The sequence below is a fragment of the Thioclava sp. F36-6 genome (assembly GCF_002020305.1).
GTDB classification, from domain to species: domain Bacteria; phylum Pseudomonadota; class Alphaproteobacteria; order Rhodobacterales; family Rhodobacteraceae; genus Thioclava; species Thioclava sediminum.
In genome coordinates, this window is record NZ_MPZX01000003.1 from 477,720 (window position 1) to 494,606 (window position 16,887).

14 protein-coding genes and 3 pseudogenes are annotated in these 16,887 nt (G+C 60.5%); 13 read left to right on the forward strand and 4 right to left on the reverse strand.

All coding sequences use genetic code 11. From position 1 onward, the window contains the following. Nucleotides 1-34: 34 nt before the first annotated feature. On the reverse strand, nucleotides 35-1,399 hold the full coding sequence (locus tag BMI88_RS16450; protein WP_078550471.1) for an ABC transporter substrate-binding protein: 1,365 nt from the start codon (nucleotides 1,397-1,399) through the stop codon (nucleotides 35-37). 256 nt (nucleotides 1,400-1,655) lie between these two features. Here BMI88_RS16450 and BMI88_RS16455 point away from each other — a divergent pair, with 256 nt between their 5' ends. The 13 genes and pseudogenes from BMI88_RS16455 to BMI88_RS16515 form a co-directional block, all read left to right on the forward strand. After that, on the forward strand, nucleotides 1,656-2,687 hold the full coding sequence (locus BMI88_RS16455) for a substrate-binding domain-containing protein (RefSeq protein ID WP_078550473.1): 1,032 nt from the start codon (nucleotides 1,656-1,658) through the stop codon (nucleotides 2,685-2,687). Nucleotides 2,688-2,733: 46 nt separating this feature from the next. Continuing rightward, nucleotides 2,734-4,062: a GH1 family beta-glucosidase gene (locus tag BMI88_RS16460; RefSeq protein WP_078550475.1), complete on the forward strand. Its 1,329-nt coding sequence runs from the start codon at nucleotides 2,734-2,736 to the stop codon at nucleotides 4,060-4,062. After that, nucleotides 4,059-5,015, forward strand: a complete 957-nt coding sequence (locus tag BMI88_RS16465) for an ROK family protein (protein ID WP_078550477.1) — start codon at nucleotides 4,059-4,061, stop codon at nucleotides 5,013-5,015. Before BMI88_RS16460 ends, BMI88_RS16465 begins: the two co-directional genes overlap by 4 nt. 113 nt (nucleotides 5,016-5,128) lie before the next feature. After that, complete coding sequence (locus BMI88_RS16470; RefSeq protein ID WP_078550479.1) at nucleotides 5,129-5,419, forward strand: STAS domain-containing protein; 291 nt, start codon at nucleotides 5,129-5,131, stop codon at nucleotides 5,417-5,419. Further along, nucleotides 5,410-5,775, forward strand: a complete 366-nt coding sequence (locus BMI88_RS16475) for a response regulator (RefSeq protein ID WP_078520611.1) — start codon at nucleotides 5,410-5,412, stop codon at nucleotides 5,773-5,775. Before BMI88_RS16470 ends, BMI88_RS16475 begins: the two co-directional genes overlap by 10 nt. 10 nt (nucleotides 5,776-5,785) lie before the next feature. Further along, nucleotides 5,786-8,023 (forward strand): chemotaxis protein CheA, encoded by a 2,238-nt coding sequence (locus BMI88_RS16480; RefSeq protein WP_078550481.1) that lies wholly within the window; start codon nucleotides 5,786-5,788, stop codon nucleotides 8,021-8,023. A 3-nt stretch (nucleotides 8,024-8,026) separates the two neighbouring features. After that, a complete protein-coding gene (locus BMI88_RS16485; RefSeq protein ID WP_078520609.1) occupies nucleotides 8,027-8,497 on the forward strand; it encodes a chemotaxis protein CheW in 471 nt (156 codons plus the stop codon). Beyond that, nucleotides 8,494-9,333: a protein-glutamate O-methyltransferase gene (locus BMI88_RS16490; RefSeq protein WP_078550483.1), complete on the forward strand. Its 840-nt coding sequence runs from the start codon at nucleotides 8,494-8,496 to the stop codon at nucleotides 9,331-9,333. Before BMI88_RS16485 ends, BMI88_RS16490 begins: the two co-directional genes overlap by 4 nt. Nucleotides 9,334-9,357: 24 nt before the next feature. Next, complete coding sequence (locus tag BMI88_RS16495) at nucleotides 9,358-9,744, forward strand: response regulator (protein ID WP_078550485.1); 387 nt, start codon at nucleotides 9,358-9,360, stop codon at nucleotides 9,742-9,744. Further along, a complete protein-coding gene (locus tag BMI88_RS16500; protein WP_078550487.1) occupies nucleotides 9,744-10,106 on the forward strand; it encodes a hypothetical protein in 363 nt (120 codons plus the stop codon). The genes BMI88_RS16495 and BMI88_RS16500 overlap by 1 nt, the downstream gene beginning before the upstream one ends. Nucleotides 10,107-10,147: 41 nt before the next feature. Further along, nucleotides 10,148-11,076 (forward strand): annotated as a pseudogene (locus BMI88_RS16505) (IS3 family transposase); the annotation flags it as partial. 63 nt (nucleotides 11,077-11,139) lie between these two features. Further along, nucleotides 11,140-11,833 (forward strand): annotated as a pseudogene (locus BMI88_RS16510) (integrase core domain-containing protein). 19 nt (nucleotides 11,834-11,852) lie between these two features. Continuing rightward, nucleotides 11,853-12,135 (forward strand): annotated as a pseudogene (locus tag BMI88_RS16515) (IS3 family transposase); the annotation flags it as partial. Nucleotides 12,136-12,215: 80 nt separating this feature from the next. On the opposite strand, the gene BMI88_RS16520 reads toward BMI88_RS16515, so the two are convergent. The 3 genes from BMI88_RS16520 to BMI88_RS16530 are packed head-to-tail and all read right to left on the reverse strand — an operon-like array spanning nucleotide 12,216 to nucleotide 16,872. Then, on the reverse strand, nucleotides 12,216-12,737 hold the full coding sequence (locus BMI88_RS16520; RefSeq protein WP_078541065.1) for a chemotaxis protein CheD: 522 nt from the start codon (nucleotides 12,735-12,737) through the stop codon (nucleotides 12,216-12,218). Then, the gene (locus BMI88_RS16525; protein ID WP_078550489.1) at nucleotides 12,734-13,798 is read right to left on the reverse strand and encodes a chemotaxis response regulator protein-glutamate methylesterase; all 1,065 of its coding nucleotides are present in this window, start codon (nucleotides 13,796-13,798) and stop codon (nucleotides 12,734-12,736) included. The genes BMI88_RS16520 and BMI88_RS16525 overlap by 4 nt, the downstream gene beginning before the upstream one ends. A gap of 20 nt (nucleotides 13,799-13,818) precedes the next feature. Then, a complete protein-coding gene (locus BMI88_RS16530) occupies nucleotides 13,819-16,872 on the reverse strand; it encodes a methyl-accepting chemotaxis protein (RefSeq protein WP_168174008.1) in 3,054 nt (1,017 codons plus the stop codon). Nucleotides 16,873-16,887: the final 15 nt, after the last annotated feature.

The window sequence follows — 16,887 nt, forward strand, 5'->3', positions numbered from 1 at the left end:
CCCCGGAGAACGGCTCCGGGGGCGCAGGCGTTACTTACTTCTGGATGCTGTCCCAGCGCTTCTGGACCGCGTCTGCGGCCTCTTGCGCGGTCTCGTCACCGGTGGTGTAGGCGACCATCGCTTTCCAGAACGCATCGGTGCCGATCTCGCCCGGCATCTGATCCGACCCGTCGAAGCGGAAGGTCGTCGCGTCCAGCAGGATCGAGTTCATGTGCCGCTGCACGTCATTGGCGAAGGCCGCCGGATTGACGTTCTTGTTCGGCGTCAGGAAGCCCGATTGCGCCATCCAGACTTCCGAGGCGATCGGCGTCTCGAGGAACTTCACGAAGGCTTCGGCGGCCTTGGAGTCCTTGGTGATGCCGAACATCGTGCCTGCACCGAGGACCGGCTTGCCGAGATCCTTGCTGGCATAGGACGGGAAATAGAAGAAGTTCACGTCCTGACCAACCTTGGTTCCGTCGGGGAAGAAGGTCGGAATGAAGCTCGCCTGTTTGTGCATGTAGCATTTCGGCGGGAAGTCGAAGAGACCTTTCGGGCTGTCGCGGAAGTCGGTGGTGGCCACCGCCTGCTCGCCGCCTTCGGCGAAGCCGGGGGTCTTGGCGAACCAGCCGTAATCCTTGATCGCCTCGACGACCTTGGGATCGTTGAACTTCAGCTTGTTGGTGACCCAGTCGTCATAGGTCTCGGGCGACTGCGTGCGCAGCATGAAGTCTTCGACCCAGTCGGTCGCGGGCCAGCCGGTCGCGGCCCCGGAGCCCAGACCGATGCACCACGGCGTGCCGCCATCGGCCTTGATCTGCTCGGTCAGCGCCTTGAGGTCCTCCATCGTCTCGGGAACCTTGTAGCCCGCTTCCTTGAAGTTCTCCGGCACGTACCAGACGAGCGATTTCAGGTCCGCCTTGAAGGGGAAGGTGAAGGTATGGTTCTCGCCGTCCTTGCCCTTGTAGGTGGACAGGTCCTCCCAGGACTTCCCGGCGGCGTAATTGTTCTTGATCCAGTCACCCGTGCCATCGGGCATCGCCGTCAGGTAGCCCTGCTTGGCCATGTCTGAGGCGAGGCCCGGCTGCGGGAAGACCGCGATGTTCGGCGGCGTGCCAGCCTTCGCGGCGATCACGATATCCTGCTCGAAGCTTTCCGAACCGGAGTAGTTCACCTTGGCGCCGGTCGCGGCCGAGAAATAGGCCAGAACGCTCTCGAAAAGCGCCTTGTCGTTGCCCGTCCACGGGCCGGTGATCGTGAGCGTCTCGCCGCTCAGGTCGGTGTCGTTCTTGAATTGATCGTAGCTCGCCCAGTCAAACTTGTCGGCATCGCTGCCCGGCGCGAATTTGAGATCCTGCGCGTGAGCGAGCCCCGCCGACAGCGCGAGCGCCGCGATCCCAAGCATCAGATGTTTGGTCATGAAATCCTCCCGGTGTGTCGCGCTTTTTGGCCCAAGGCGACTCGCCCGCCCAAAGCGCTTTGGACAGCTCCGACCGTTTCAGAGCCTCGCGAAGAAGTCAATTGTGCCTGCTCACGCTAAAATCAATTCCGCTTTATATCCTCATGACTTACCCAGAAGTTTATGCCGCATCGCAGCATATGCTGCGCCGCACGCGCATCATTGACGCCGATAGACGCGCACCCTAGTCTCGCGATAATCCAAAGCGGTTTGGCTCATGAATCTCAAGACATTGGCACTCGAATTGGGGCTGTCGCCCACCACTGTGAGTCGCGCGCTCAACGGCTACCCGGAAGTCTCCGAGGCCACGCGGCGTCGGGTGCGCGAAGCGGCAGAGGCTGCCAATTACCGTCCCAACACGCAGGCCAAACGATTGGCGACGGGGCGTGCGATGGCCATCGGCCACATCATCCCGATCTCGGATCGCCACGAGATCGTGAATCCGGTTTTCGCGGATTTCATCGCGGGCGCCGGTGAAGTCTATGCGCGTGCGGGCTACGATATGGTCATGACCATCGTGCCCGACGATTCCGAGGCCCGCGCCTATGCCGAGCTGCGCTCGAAAGGGAATGTGGACGGCGTGCTGATACACGCGCCCAAGGTCGAGGATCACCGCATCGCCATGCTCGACACGCTTGGGATGCCCTACGTTCTGCACGGGCGGGTCAGCGGATCGGATTCCGCCTTCAGCTGGGTCGACGTGAACAACAAGCGCGCCTTCGAGCGGGCGACGAATTTCCTGCTCGATCTGGGGCATCGCCGGATCGCGCTGATCAACGGCATCGGTGAGATGGATTTCGCCCGCAGGCGCCGGCGCGGCTATGAGGCGGCGCTCAAGGCGCGCGACATGGCAATCGACCCGGCTCTGATCGTCGAGGGCGAGATGACCGAAGCGCAGGGCCATGATGCGGCGCGCGAGATGCTGCAATGGCCCGACCCGCCGACGGCCTTCCTGACCGCCTCGCTGCTGTCCGCGATGGGTGCGCGGCGCGGCATCGAAGAGGCCGGGTTGGTGATGGGGCGCGACGTCTCGATCGTGACCCATGACGACGAGCTGGGTTACTTGAGAAACGGTACGGCGGAAGAGCCGATCTTCACCGCGACGCGCTCCTCGGTGCGCGAGGCGGGACGGCGCTGCGCGGCGCTTCTGATCGAACAGATCGAGAGCGGCGACCGCAGCCCGCGCCACGAATTGATGGAGGCGGTTTTGGTCGTCGGCCAGTCCACCGGTCCGGTCCCCACGCAATGAGGCGCGCTGCACCCGAGTTGAAACCAATTTAATATACAGGATGAAGATGCTCCCGAAACGCTCTGATTTTCCTGCCGATTTCCAATTCGGCGTTGCCACCTCCTCCTATCAGATCGAGGGTCATTCCTTCGGCGGTGCGGGCCCGACCCATTGGGACACCTTCGCCGCCACCCCCGGCAATGTCGTGCGCGCCGAGAACGGTGCGGTCGCCTGCGACCACTATCACCGCTGGGAGGAAGACCTCGACCTGATCGCCAATGCGGGGTTCGACATCTACCGCTTCTCGACGTCGTGGGCGCGGGTCATGCCGGAAGGGCGTGGCCCGGTGAACCGCGAGGGTCTCGATTTCTACGACCGGCTGGTCGACGGGATGCTGGAGCGCGGGTTGAAACCGGCGCTCACGCTCTATCACTGGGAACTGCCCGCTGCGCTCGCCGACAAGGGCGGCTGGCGCAACCGCGACATCGCTTCCTGGTTCGCCGATTTCACGCAAGTCATCGCGGATCGGCTCGGCGACCGTATCTGGTCCGCCGCCCCCATCAACGAGCCGTGGTGCGTCGGTTGGCTCAGCCATTTCCTCGGCCATCACGCACCGGGCCTGCGCGACATCCGCGCCACGGCCCATGCGATGCATCACGTGCTGCTCGCCCATGGCAAGTCGATCCGCGTGATGCGCGCGCATGGGATGAAAAACCTCGGCGCAGTGTGCAATCTCGAATACCCGATCCCCGCCGACGAGACGCCCGAGGCCGCGGCGGCCGCCAATCTTTATGACGCCTATTACAACCGCTTCTTCGTGGAGGGCATCTTCAAGGGCCGCTATCCGCAGGAGGTGATGGAGGCCTTCGCCCCACATATGCCGCACAATTGGGAAGACGATTTCGCTCTGATCGGCGAGAAGCTCGACTGGCTCGGCCTCAATTACTACACCTGCAAACGCATCGCGCCCACCGAAGGCCCGTGGCCCGCGCATCACGAGGTCGACGGCCCGCTGCCCAAGACCGCGATGGGCTGGGAGATCTATCCCGAGGGGCTCTATCAGTTCCTGACACGGCTCAAGCGCGACTATACCGGCGATCTGCCGCTCTACGTCACCGAGAACGGCATGGCCGCGCCCGATGTGGTCGAAGACGGCAAGGTCGAGGACCCGCATCGCATCGCCTATTACCGCGATCACCTCGCCGCCGTTCAGCGCGCGATCGCCGAGGGCGTGCCGGTGAAGGGCTATATCGGCTGGTCGCTGATGGACAATTACGAATGGGCCCTGGGCTATGAGAAGCGCTTCGGGCTCGTCCATGTGGACTTCGACAGCTTGCAGCGCACCCCCAAAGCGTCCTATCTGGCATGGAAAGACGCATTGGGGAGCCGCGGATGAGCGATCAAATCACCCTGCTGGCCGATATCGGCGGCACCAATACACGCGTGGCGATGGCCCGTGACGGCAAGCTGATCCATTCCACGATCCGCCGCTTCTCGAACAAGGGGCGGGGCGCGCTTGAGGACATCCTCGAGGAGTATATCCGCGACGAGGATTGCGGCGAGATCGCGGGTGCCTGCGTGGCCGCCGCCGGTCCGGTGCGCGACGACGTGGCCGAAATGACCAACCTCGCCTGGGTGATCCGCGCCGACAATATCGCGCGGCTGACCGGGACCGATCATGTCTTCGTGCTCAACGATCTGCAGGCGCAGGGCCATGCGCTGGGAAGCCTCGCCGAAGATGCCGTGCACCCGATCCTGCCCGGCCTGCCTGCGAAGGAGGGCTCTGCGCGGCTGGTGGTCGGGATCGGCACCGGGTTCAACGCAGCTCCGGTGCATGAGGGGCCCGGCGGGCGCGTCGTGCCGCCCTCGGAGGCGGGCCACACCACCTTGCCGATCGAGACCGAGGAGGATTTCGCGCTCAAGACCTATCTCGACGCGAAGCACGATTTCGCCAGTGTCGAGCATGTCGTGTCGGGGCGCGGTCTGGAACGGCTCTACGCCTATCTCAGGGGCGAGGATGACGCGACCACCTCGGGTCAGGAAATCCTCGAAGCGATAACCCGTGGCGAGGAAACCGCCGTAGCGGCAGGACAGCTTTTCGTGCAGATGTTGGGCCGGGTCGTGGGCGATCTGGCGCTGACCCACCTGCCCTTCGGAGGCATCTACCTGATCGGTGGGGCGGCGCGCGGCGTCGTCCCGTGGCTCGACGAGTTCGGTTTCGCCGAGGCGATGCAGGCCAAGGGCCGCTTCTCGGAATTCCTGCGCGCCTTCCCGGTCAGCGTGGTCGAAGACGACTACGCAGCACTTCAGGGATGCGCCTCCTATCTTTCTTCGCGCATGATGCGATAGGCGCGTTTCCGTCAAGGCTATTTTAACGGCTTGGGCGTAGACCTCTTTCACGGATGTGTTTGAAAGAGGTTGCCGATGCGTACGCTCTGCCTTCGTGACTTTGTGGTGGCGCCATGACCGCGCTTGCCCTGCCCGACCGGATCGACCTTGCGACCGTGCGCCCCTTGCAAGCGTCGCTGCAATGCGTGGCGACGGAAGATGTCGCCCTCGATGCCTCCAGCGTGACCCATTTCGGCGCGCTGGGGCTGCAACTGCTGCTCTCTGCGGCAAAGACTGCCCGCATCGCAGGCCACCGCCTCGAGATCGCCGAGAGTTCGGAGGCGTTCGACAACGCCCTGACCCGGTTTGGCCTCTCGCATGAGGATCTCCAGCACCTGCCGGATGCGGAGGCCCCATGTCACTGAAAGTTCTCGCGGTCGATGACAGTCGCACCATTCGCGACATGCTCAAGCTCACCCTCGAACACGCCGGGATGGAGCTTTACCTCGCCGAAGACGGCGTGCACGGGCTGGAGGTGCTCGACGGGTTGGAGCCTGACGCGATCATCTCCGACATCAACATGCCGCGCCTCGACGGGTTCGGCTTCATCGAGGCCGTGCGCGGGCAGGACCGCCACCGCGCGACCCCGATCCTCGTCCTCACCACCGAATCCGCGGCCGAGCTGAAAGCCCGCGCCCGCGCCGCCGGGGCGACCGGCTGGATCGTGAAGCCCTTCGACCCGACCAAACTGGTCAAGGCGCTCAACATGGTTGCCGGATAAGGAGCGCGACATGTCCGACCCGATGGCAGAAATCAAAGCATCGTTCTTCATCGAATGTGAAGAGCTGCTCGAAAGCCTGCAAGATGCGCTCTCCGATCTCGACGAGGGCGCTGACGATGGGGAGACGATCAATGTCGTCTTCCGGGCGGTCCATTCGATCAAGGGCGGCGCAGGCGCGTTCGGGCTCGATGCGCTTGTCGCTTTTGCGCATCGGTTCGAAACCGTTTTGGACGAGCTACGCGCCGGGAGGCTCGACCTGACACCTGAGGCGGTGAAACTCTTTTTTCAGGCGGCCGATCTGCTTGCAGACGAAATCCACGCCGCGCGCGAAGGGGCTTCCGAACCCGAGGACGCCGAGGAATGCCTTCAGGCACTTGAGGCGCTTTTGGGGGATCGCGGAGCTGCACATACGGCTGATGCGGAAGACGAGACCGAGGCCGCGGACTTTCAGCCGATGGGCCTCGCGCTCGACCTCGACTTCGATTTAACGCCAGAGGATGCGTCCCCGACCGGCTTCACCTTGCAGTTCCGCCCGGACGGCGCGCTCTATGCCTCGGGCAACGAGCCGCTGCAGCTCCTCCGCGCCCTCGCCGAGATTGCGGAGGTCTCGATCATGACCGACGCATCGGCGGTCCCGCCACTCGATGCGCTCGACCCTGAGGAGAACCATCTGAGCTGGACCGTCCAGATCACGGGGGATTTAACGGAAGACGAAATCCGGGAAGTGTTCGAATTCGTCGAAGACGTCTGCCAGATCGAAATTTCATCGATGCCAAAGTCATCTGAAACGCCCCTCCCGGAGCTGCCCGAAATAGATGGCGAACCGTCCGTCGACACTGACGAAGATGAGAAATTTGAACCCGAGGCGGAAGTGAATGGCCCCGTTAGCGTCAATCCCGCGCCGCCTCCAACCGATGACATAGCAAAGATCGCAACCGAAGCTCCCGCGCTCACGCCTGACCCGGGTCCGGCCGAGCAACAGGCAGAGGCCGCGAAGCCCTCCGCCGCTCAGCCTGCGGCAGCCAACACCGCTCCCGCTACAGAGCCCGGCGCCACCGTGCGCGTCGATATCGAGCGCATCGACCGCTTGGTGAACCTCGTCGGCGAGTTGGTGATCAACCAAGCCATGCTTGCCCAATCCGTCGCCGAAGCCGGTCTGCCGCCAAACTCCGCCGTGAATACCGGGCTCGAAGCCTTCATGATGCTGACCCGAGACATTCAGGACAGCGTGATGATGATCCGTGCTCAGCCGGTCAAACCGCTGTTCCAGCGAATGGCCCGGATCGTGCGCGAAGCCTCGTCGGCGATCGGCAAGGATGTCCGTCTCAAAACCGAAGGTGAAACCACCGAGGTCGACAAGACCGTCATCGAGCGCCTCGCCGATCCGCTCACCCATATGATCCGCAACGCCGTCGATCATGGCCTCGAATCCCCCGACATGCGCGAGGCTATCGGCAAACCGCGCGAAGGCATCGTCACCCTCTCAGCCCACCACCGATCCGGCCGTGTCGTGATCGAAGTCAGCGATGACGGTGGTGGCATCGACCGCAAGAAGGTCTTCGAAAAAGCCATCGAAAAGGGGCTTGTCACCCCGGATGCCCAGCTTTCCGACAACGAAATCGACAACCTTCTCTTCCTGCCCGGTTTCTCCACTGCGGACCAGGTCTCCGCACTCTCGGGCCGCGGCGTCGGCATGGATGTCGTGAAAAGCTCGATCCAGTCCCTCGGCGGTCGAATTTCAATCACCTCTGAACCTGGCAAAGGCAGCTGCTTCTCGATCTCCCTGCCACTGACCCTAGCCGTGCTCGACGGCATGGTCGTCAATGTCGCGGGCGAAACCCTCGTGGTCCCGCTTTCCTCGATCCTCGAAACCGCGACGCTCACAAGCGAAGACATCCGCGCGCTCGGCCCGTCGACGAACGTCATCCATCTGCGGGGCGCCTTCGTCCCTCTCTTCGACCTCGGTGCCGAACTCGGATACCGCGGACCGAAGCGCTCCTACAGCGGCGACGTCGTTCTGCTTACCGCTCAAGAAGATGGCGCCCGTTCTGCTCTCGTCGTCGATTCAATCCTCGAGCAACGCCAGGTTGTGATCAAGGGGCTGCAGCAGTCCTACGGTCACATCCCGGGCGTCGCTGCCGCCACGATTCTTGGCGACGGTCAAATCGCGCTCATTCTCGACCCCGCTGATCTCGTCCAATCCGCATCGGGCAACACCCGCGCCATTGATCTCTCACTCGCAGGATAAGCCATGACCGAAGACACCATGCCGAAAACCGAAGCCGCAGAGGTTGAGCTTCTCTCTTTCCGACTCGGCGATGAAGAATACAGCGTCGACATCATGTCCGTGCGCGAAATTCGAGGTTGGACCCGGGCGACGCCGCTCCCGCACGCCCCCGCATTTGTACGCGGCGTGATCAACTTGCGAGGTACCGTTCTACCTGTCGTCGACCTTTCCATCCGTCTCGGTATGGAACCGGTCGCCGGTGACGCACGCAACGTGATCATTGTCGTCCAGGTCGGCAGCCAAACCGCAGGGCTTCTCGTCGATGCGGTCTCGGACATACTCGCCCTGCCCCGCTCTGAAATGCAATCTCCGCCCGACCTTAATGCCGACATTTCGCAACGATACATCTCGGCGCTCACTATCGTAGAAGGCCGGATGATCAGGATTCTCGATCTCACGTCCGTGTTGCCACAAGAGGCGATCGAAGCTGCATGAACGTGCCCCTGTCCACATTGGGGCAGGTCGCACCGACCGAGTCCGAATTCAGAGCTATCGCTCAGCTCCTGCACGAGACGACGGGCATTGTGCTTGCGCCCGGAAAATCTTCGATGGTGCAAAGCCGTCTTGCAAAGAGACTTCGGACCTTGGGGCTCGCGCAATACAAAGACTATATCGCTCTCGTGACCTCCGAATCTGGTCGCGAAGAGCGTCGACAAATGGTGTCCGCACTCACCACAAACGTGACCCATTTCTTCCGCGAGAACCATCATTTCGAATCTTTGCGCCGTATCGTTCTTCCCACCCTTTTGGAAACTGCAAGGAATGGTGGTCGCGTTCGGCTCTGGTCTGCGGGATCGTCGAACGGACAAGAAGCCTATTCGATAGCCATGACGATTGCCGAATGCGCGCCTGATTTTGCGAAGCTAGACCTTCGGATACTCGCAACCGACATCGACCCTCTTATGATCGCCGCAGGGTCGAAGGGTTTCTATCCCGCGACCGCAGTTGCAGCTGTGCCCGAGACTTTGCGAAAGAAATATTTCCGACCGGAGGGTGAAGACTTTCAGATCATCTCAGAGCTCCGCGATATCGTGAAGTTTCGCGAACTCAATCTTCACGATCCTTGGCCAATGCGCGGAAAATTTGACGTGATCTTCTGCCGCAACGTCGTCATCTATTTCGCGCCCGAGGCACAAGTCAGTCTTTGGAAACGGTTTGAGGAACAGCTAGCGCCAGGCGGATACTTGTTTGTTGGCCATTCGGAAAGGGTGACAGATGGCGATCAGTCTAAACTCAGAACAGCTGGCGTCACCTCTTATAGACTGACTTAACCTAACTGGACAGGATCGCATTTTATGGCATTACGAGACCAATTACGCATCCTCGTGGTCGATGACATGTCGACAAGCCGCGGGCTCATCATGCAGGCGCTTGACGCGATGGGAATCCGGCAGGTCGGATACGCAACCGACGGCAAAAGCGCGCTCCAGATCCTCGAAGCCAAGCCTGTCCATCTTGTGATTTCTGACTATAACATGCCGGGAATGGACGGACTGCAATTCCTTCAGGCGATGCGAAAGGATGCTCGCACAAAGGGGTTAGGCTTCATCCTGATCACCGGGCGGGCCGATCGTGAAGTCATCGATACGGGTCGACGGTTCGGGATGAATAACTTCATCAAGAAACCATTCACTCCGCCCGAACTAAAAGCGTGTATTGAAGCAGTTGTAGGACGTTTGTAATGCAACAGCAGGCACGCCGAGTTCCGCTTGCTGATCTAATTGCGCGCGTCGGGCGTGAACTGGAAGCGCTCGCTCGCATGTCGATTTCACTCCAGCGTGCCCTTTCGGCGAGCGGGATCGACAGCAGCCTTGCTCCGCAGATCATTCGCGAGTTACAAAGCATTGATCGCATCAGCCAATCGCTCGAAGATCTCGGGGTGTTCGTCAGCACACTAGCTGAACAGATTTCACCCGACTTAGCCTGTGATGCGGACCCAATTTTCGCCTCGCTTCGACTTCAAGATCTCGCTGATGCACTCGATCCGCAGCACTTCACGGAAATTGAAACGCGCGCCTCAGAAGGTGACGTCAGTTGGCTTTGATTGAATAGCCCCGTGTATCGTGGACGCCTTCTTTGCTAATTTTGAGGCAAGGAGGCCATGATGAGCGGCGACCCACGTTCTGCGACGATTTCAAGCGAGATGCCGTCGCGCAGCTCTCGGAGAGGAGTTAACCGTTCAGGGAGGTAGCCGCGCGCTTGGGCGTGAGCCAATACTCCCTCTACTTCTGAAAGAAGAAGTTCTCGAAAGCCTCGACTGGTGACGCGGAGAAGGATGCCGAGATCCGTCGGCTCAAGCGTGACCTCCTGAGAGTGACGGAGGAGCGGGACATCAAAAAAGTGCGCGCCATTGTCCGCCATTGGTCCGAGGACAATGGCGAGCGCCTATTTCGCCAAGGATGCCAAGTGAGATACGCGTTCGTGGCCGAGCATCGCGGGCAGTTCTCTATTCGGGCGATGTGGCGTTGCTTACGTATCCAGCCGAGTGGCTTCTATGCGTGGCTGAAGGCCCCACTGAGCAAGCGAGCTCGAGAAGACGAGCGGCAGATTGCGCTGCTGAAGGAGGCGTGGGTGGAAAACGGCAAGGTCTGTGGTCACCGCAAGCTACATGACGACCTTCTCGAGCAGGGCGAAAGCATCTGCCTGAACCGGGTCCCCCTTTTGGCCAGGCTGGCGGGCATCAAGGCGCAGATCGGCTACAGGCGCCGACCGGGAAAGTATGGTGGAAAGCCTTCGGTCGTGGTCGACAACACTCTAGACCGACAGTTCAGCGTGGCGACACCGGATAAGGCCTGGGTGACCGAGATTTCCTATCCGCAAACAGGAAGGTTTCGCCTATCTCGCCCTGGTCATTGATGGTCGTCAGGAAAACGACCCCCCGGGTGGTTTTCTCATCCTCATCTATCTCGCGTCGTGTCGTCGGCTGGGCAATGCAGAGCCGCCAGACGACAGACGTTATCCTGCAAGCGCTACTCATGGCGCCATGCCGGAGGAAATCCCGCGCAAAGGTTTTGTGACCAGCCACGGGATTTTTCCTCCACCATCGATTGGAGACCGACCCAACTTGAGGATGGACAATGAAGCGAATGAGATTCACGGACGAGCAGATCATCGGCATCCTGGCCGAACACGAGGCAGGCGTGAAGTGCGCGGACCTGTGCCGCAAGCACGGCATGTCGGAAGGGAACTTCTATAACTGGAAGGTGAAGTTCGGCGGCATGACGGTGCCGGAGGCAAAGCGGCTGAAGACGCTCGAAGACGAGAACGCCAAGCTGAAGAAGCTGCTGGCCGAGCAGATGCCGGACTTGGCGCCGATGAAGGAACTGGTTTCAAAAAAGTGGTGACGATGAGCCATGTCATGCCATTGGTCCGAGAGACAATGGCGAGGGGCACGGAACTGACCTCCAACGCCATCCTGCGGTGGTGTGCCGAGCACAGGATCGAATGGCACTACATCGCGCCGGGCAAGCCGATGCGAGACACGGCTTCGTGGAGAGTTTCAACGGCCGGATGCGCGATGAGCTGCTCAACGAGACCATGTTCCGTAACTTGGCTCATGCGCGCGTCGTGATCGCCGTTTGGGCTGCCGACTTCAACACCGAGCATTCAAATTCGGCTTTGGATTACGAGACCCCGGCTGGCTACGCGCGAGTAGTGTCCACCGCAACCGCCGGCCCCGCTACGCGAGATGATAACCCCGCGCGTCATGCGATTGCTCAACCTACGCCGATCGGCGTAAATACCAACCGGACTCCGGTCGCTGGTGGATGAAAGACCCGTGGCAGGTCAGCTGATCCACTCGGACCAGGACAGCCATTTCACCAGCATGGACTGGGCGGCGTTCCTGCGAGCCCACAACCTGGAGCACTCGATGAGTCGCCGTGGGAACTGCCATGATAACGCGGTAGCTGAGAGCTTCGTTAACCTGCTGAAGCGTGAGCGGATCAGACGACGGGCCTACCGAACACGCGAAGAAGCCAGGCAGGATGTGTTCGACTACATCGAGATTTTCTATAATCCAAAGCGCACGCACGCACGCCCGGAACGGAATGCTGTCGCCCGTCGACTTTTAGCGGCAGCAGAAACTGAAACACGAAGGCGTCTAAGAAACGCGGGGGCATTCATTTGACATGTATTGCTGCCATCCAACACGTCAGAAAAGTTCGATTTCGCGAGCCGGCGCAGGCGTGACATCGCGCTCAAAGACTTCTGCATTACCAAGCATTTTCTGGCGCGCGCGGCCAGTATCGGGCCAGAACTCTACCCTACGCGCTTGAGAACCGCCCAAACTCTGGCTGACACATGTGATACGTTCCTTAGCTAGGAACGCGATTGAGAACTCGCTATTCTTCAAGCCGATGTCCGAGAGGCCGTTGACCATGCGCGCACCACCAAATAGCTTCGCACGTAGCTCACTGCGCTGCGCCCCGTGTTTAATAAGTTCATTGATCAAAAGCTCCATCGCATTCACGCCGAAGCTTGCCGCTTGAAAGGTTGAACCAGTCGTATTCGGCAATAGAAAGTGGTTCATACCACCGACCTGCGCATTTTCATCGTAGAGACAACAGGCGACACAAGAGCCGAGGATCGTTGTAATAGATTGCGCGCCCGTGCCGGCGACGAGAAACTCGCCTTGCGAAATATGGATCGGTCTGTCTGTGGAAACTGCATTCATGTTTCACCTACTTTCCTGACCTTTGCCGGGCTCTGAGCACATCTCCTGAGAATTTCTGGGGCGATCTTTTCTAGGGCCACCGAATAGGACGCCGCGCCAATTTCGAGCGCTGCCCTCGGCATTCCAAAAACAGTCGACGTCTCCTTGTCTTGGGCAAAACAATGTGCTCCGGCTCGGCGCAAGAGCATCATCCCCTCTGCGCCATCTCGGCCCATACCGGTGAGTAAAACGACGACGGCATTCGTAGCCATATCCAGTGCGGATTCGAACAGAATATCCACCGACGGTCGATGTCCGTTTCGCTTCTCGCTTTCAAGCAATGACAGGCAAGGTACTCTGTCATTTTGAACCGTGAGATGCGTCGGGCCACCAGGCGCAAGATAGACTTGCCCCTGTGCGAGAGGGAGGCCCGTTTGGCCAAGCCGCACTCTTGGCGCAATGATACGATCAAGCCGTTCGGCGAAGCTCGCGAGGAAGCTCTCTGGCATGTGCTGCGCTATGAGCGTGGGCGGGCAATTTTCAGGAAATCCCTTCAAGATCGTCTCGAGGGCGTCAACGCCGCCGGTCGAGGACCCGATCAGCACGATTTGACCGGCCCAGTGAAAGTTTCGTGCGGGCCTCACCGCAGCTCGCTCGACCCCACTCTGAGGCAGGCGCGCGTTTGCTGCCGCAAGAAGAATATCTGGAAGCGTCTCAAAACTCTTTTCGAGGTGACCGGACCTCGGCTTTCCCACGCAATCGATCGCACCGAGGGCGAGCGCTTCGATTGCGGCGCGCGATCCGCTATGGGTTTCCGTCGACACCATGACGACAGGCATCGGTCTCAAACGCATGAGACGTTCAAGAAAATCGAGGCCGTTCATCCGCGGCATCTCGACATCGAGCGTGATCACATCCGGCGAAAGCGCTTTAATTTTTTCACGCGCCTCAAACGCGTCCGCCGCTTCGCCGACGACGACTAGGCGCGCGTCGTTTGCCAGACGCGCTCGAATAAGTTGACGCATCGTAGCCGAGTCATCGACGATGAGAACTTTCTTGGCGAGCGGCAATTCGTTTGGCATCGCGTGTCTTTCGTGCGAATTCAAAACTCTTCCCAGTCTTCAGGTGAAAAGGTGGTACCGCGCGGAGCGGTTTCGCCCACCGCTTGCGGAAGTTCACGGCCTCCTTCGCTTGCTTGAACCCCATGTTGATTTTGCGCCAACAGAGTGCTCTCGCCTTCGTTTGACGTCGTCCGCATACTGACTTTGAACTGGGCAGTGATGTCGCGCAGGGATGTCGCATTTGTCATCAGAGCGTGACTGGCTGCGGTCGTTTCTTCGAACATTGCTGCGTTTTGTTGCGTCACCTGGTCCAGCTGATTCACCGCGATATTTATCTCTTTCAGCCCCTCTGCCTGCTCATGGGCACCGCCCGCTATTTCAGAGACACGCGCCGAAATATCGACCACAGCGTCAAGAATTTCCGTGAGCGCACGGCCGGTTTCGCCGACGAGGCCCACGCCTCGGGTCACCTGTTCGCTCGACGCGGTGATCAGGGTGTCGATTTCGCGTGCGGCTTCGGAAGACCGTTGCGCGAGGGCGCGTACTTCTGAAGCGACAACGGCGAAACCGCGGCCCGCTTCACCGGCGCGCGCGGCTTCGACACCAGCGTTGAGCGCAAGTAGGTTGGTCTGGAAGGCAATCTCGTCGATCACGCCGATGATCTTGGAAATCTGCTGTGAGCTGGTTTCGATTTCGCTCATCGCCTGTATGGCCTGCTTGACCACTTCACCAGAGGTTTCCGCGCTGCTGCGGGCTTCTGATACCACCCGATCCGCTTCGGCCACGCCTTGCGCCGAAGTCGTGACAGAGGATGAGAGCTGATCTAGTGCGGCTGCGGTTTCTTCAAGCGTCGCAGCCTGTTGCTCCGTTCTCCGGCTGAGGTCGTCAGAAGCAGAGGCGATTTCACTGGCCTCAGTGTCGATCGCCGCAGCGTTGTCGATGACCGAGAGGATCGCTGCCGCAAGGTTTTGCGCCGCAGCGTTGAAATCGTTGCGCAACGCCTCGTATTCCTCCGAGAACTCCGTGTCGAGCGTCAGGCTCAGGTCGCCGCGCGACAGGGCCGCAAGGCCGAGTTGAAGCGTCTCGACGACGGACTTTTGAGCCTCGAGCATTTTGAGATTTCGCTGTTGTGCGGAGGCAAGCGCGGCTTCCGCGACGGTCACGTCACTGGCCATGAGCACGATCTTCATCAAGCGCCCTGCTTTATCCGAGATCGGATTGAGCGAACCGTCAAGCAGAAAGGTATTGCCCTGTGGGTCCTTTATCGAAAAGCGGGCTGTGACGGGCTCACCGGCGGCAATCGCGGGCCAAAGATCACTTCCATCAACCGTGCTTAGCCAGTCCTTCAGAGGGGCCCCCACGAGGTCTGGTGCCTGAGCGCCGAGGAGCGATTGCAGATTTGCGTTCATCCGAACGACCATCCCGGCAGGATTGGCCTCGCAAAAGAGCTGACCTCGCTCGATGGCCGCGATGAGGGCATCCTTCATCCGTCGCTCCGTCACGTCACGCCACTCGACCACGAACCCCGCCTGATTGCCCTGCCCATCGACGAATTCGGTGACGTCGACGCCAAAACGACCCTCGCCAACCTTGATATCGACATGAAGGGGCAATTGAGTTGGATCCCCAAGCAACGCACGAGCATGTCCCCGATTGGCGTGAAAATCATCCATCGAGCGGCCCACAAGATTCTTGGGGTCAAGGTCAGGACTGACAACGAGAAACTCGTCGATCCGCGACTCGACCAGATCGACGAGCGCGCGATTGACATGGGTGATACGGAAGTCGCGATCGACGATCATCAGGGCGGCGGAGGCGTTGGCATAGGCTGCGCCCTGGCGCGTGGCCTCGCGTTTGATCCCTTCAGACTGATCAAGCTCGTCGCGCAGGTTGCTCAGCGCGGAGGCGATTGCGCCGACTTCGTCGCCACGGCGAGTCTGTGCGATCTCGCTCGCGTAATCGCCTCCGCTGATCTTGCGAATGGATTTTTCCAGGCCCTTGAGAGGGCTGGAAACGGATCGTGCCATCCAGGCAGAAAGGGCCGCCAATAGAAGGATGAGCCAAGACGCGTTGAATAGCATCGCACGGGCAAGTGACGTGGCAGGAGCGAACAGCTCTGCACGGTCTTGCTCGACGACCGCCCAATAGGGCTGATCGAATAGAGTGACCTTTTGGGTTCTCTCGATCGCTGGGTGCCCCTGCAAAGAGATCACCTCTTCTTGCGCCTGTTCCACAGCACTCACGGTAGCCGCGGGCAAAACCTCCCCCGGTTTTGGAGCGCTGGCCGGAAAGCGCAAATCGCTCATCAGCCTCCCTTTCTCGTCAATCAGGAAACCTTCACCGGTCTCGCCGATACCGCGCGCGTTGGCCATGATCCCCCCGAGTTCGGCCATCGGCTTTCGCAAGACAACAGCACCGAGCTTGAGACCATTTCCGCTTCGCACGGGGCGTGCGGCGAAGAACCGACCCTTGGCAAACTCGAAATGCGGGGGCGAAACGGCGACGGTATCGGCCGCCACCATGCCCGTCGGCGCGCTCAACCAATCCAGCGCAGCGGTCGCGGCCTCGATCAGCCCCGCCGGTTCATCCGCAAGCGCGTGACCAATCGCGCTGTGATCACGCGCGGCAAATACAATGCGACCGTCACGATCGATAAGATAGAAATCGCTCAGGCCATTCTCGGCCAAAATTTGATCGATGGCGGGTCCATAGCGGTCGAGTAGCAGGCGGTAGTCCCGGAGCGGGCCGCTCACCTCGCCCTCGGACGCACCGGCCTCTGCGGCCCCGGTCCGCAGGCTTTCGATGGCGGGAGGATCGAGCCGGTTGAGGCTCTTGGTGAAATCGTAAAGCGCCCGCGCCGTGTCGGGATTCGCGGCGATCGTGCGGGTATTGGAGGCCAGTGTCTGCGCCCAGTCCTCCGCGAGGGCGACGCGCGCGGCCAGCGTTCGCGAGAGCCGCTGCGTCCCTTCGCTTTCCAACAGTCCGTAGGCGGTACGATAGGCTGAAATTCCCATGATGGTCAGCGCGACCATGGCAATCGCCACCAGCATCAGCGGCAATTTCAGTCCAAGTTTCAGATTGTCGAGAAAGCGCATCAACGTCCTCCGGCG

Coding starts and splice junctions, on each gene's coding strand:
- BMI88_RS16450 (WP_078550471.1), bottom strand. CDS start 1,399: ATGACCAAACATCTGATGCTTGGGATCGCGGCGCTCGCGCTGTCGGCG.
- BMI88_RS16455 (WP_078550473.1), top strand. CDS start 1,656: ATGAATCTCAAGACATTGGCACTCGAATTGGGGCTGTCGCCCACCACT.
- BMI88_RS16460 (WP_078550475.1), top strand. CDS start 2,734: ATGCTCCCGAAACGCTCTGATTTTCCTGCCGATTTCCAATTCGGCGTT.
- BMI88_RS16465 (WP_078550477.1), top strand. CDS start 4,059: ATGAGCGATCAAATCACCCTGCTGGCCGATATCGGCGGCACCAATACA.
- BMI88_RS16470 (WP_078550479.1), top strand. CDS start 5,129: ATGACCGCGCTTGCCCTGCCCGACCGGATCGACCTTGCGACCGTGCGC.
- BMI88_RS16475 (WP_078520611.1), top strand. CDS start 5,410: ATGTCACTGAAAGTTCTCGCGGTCGATGACAGTCGCACCATTCGCGAC.
- BMI88_RS16480 (WP_078550481.1), top strand. CDS start 5,786: ATGTCCGACCCGATGGCAGAAATCAAAGCATCGTTCTTCATCGAATGT.
- BMI88_RS16485 (WP_078520609.1), top strand. CDS start 8,027: ATGACCGAAGACACCATGCCGAAAACCGAAGCCGCAGAGGTTGAGCTT.
- BMI88_RS16490 (WP_078550483.1), top strand. CDS start 8,494: ATGAACGTGCCCCTGTCCACATTGGGGCAGGTCGCACCGACCGAGTCC.
- BMI88_RS16495 (WP_078550485.1), top strand. CDS start 9,358: ATGGCATTACGAGACCAATTACGCATCCTCGTGGTCGATGACATGTCG.
- BMI88_RS16500 (WP_078550487.1), top strand. CDS start 9,744: ATGCAACAGCAGGCACGCCGAGTTCCGCTTGCTGATCTAATTGCGCGC.
- BMI88_RS16520 (WP_078541065.1), bottom strand. CDS start 12,737: ATGAATGCAGTTTCCACAGACAGACCGATCCATATTTCGCAAGGCGAG.
- BMI88_RS16525 (WP_078550489.1), bottom strand. CDS start 13,798: ATGCCAAACGAATTGCCGCTCGCCAAGAAAGTTCTCATCGTCGATGAC.
- BMI88_RS16530 (WP_168174008.1), bottom strand. CDS start 16,872: ATGCGCTTTCTCGACAATCTGAAACTTGGACTGAAATTGCCGCTGATG.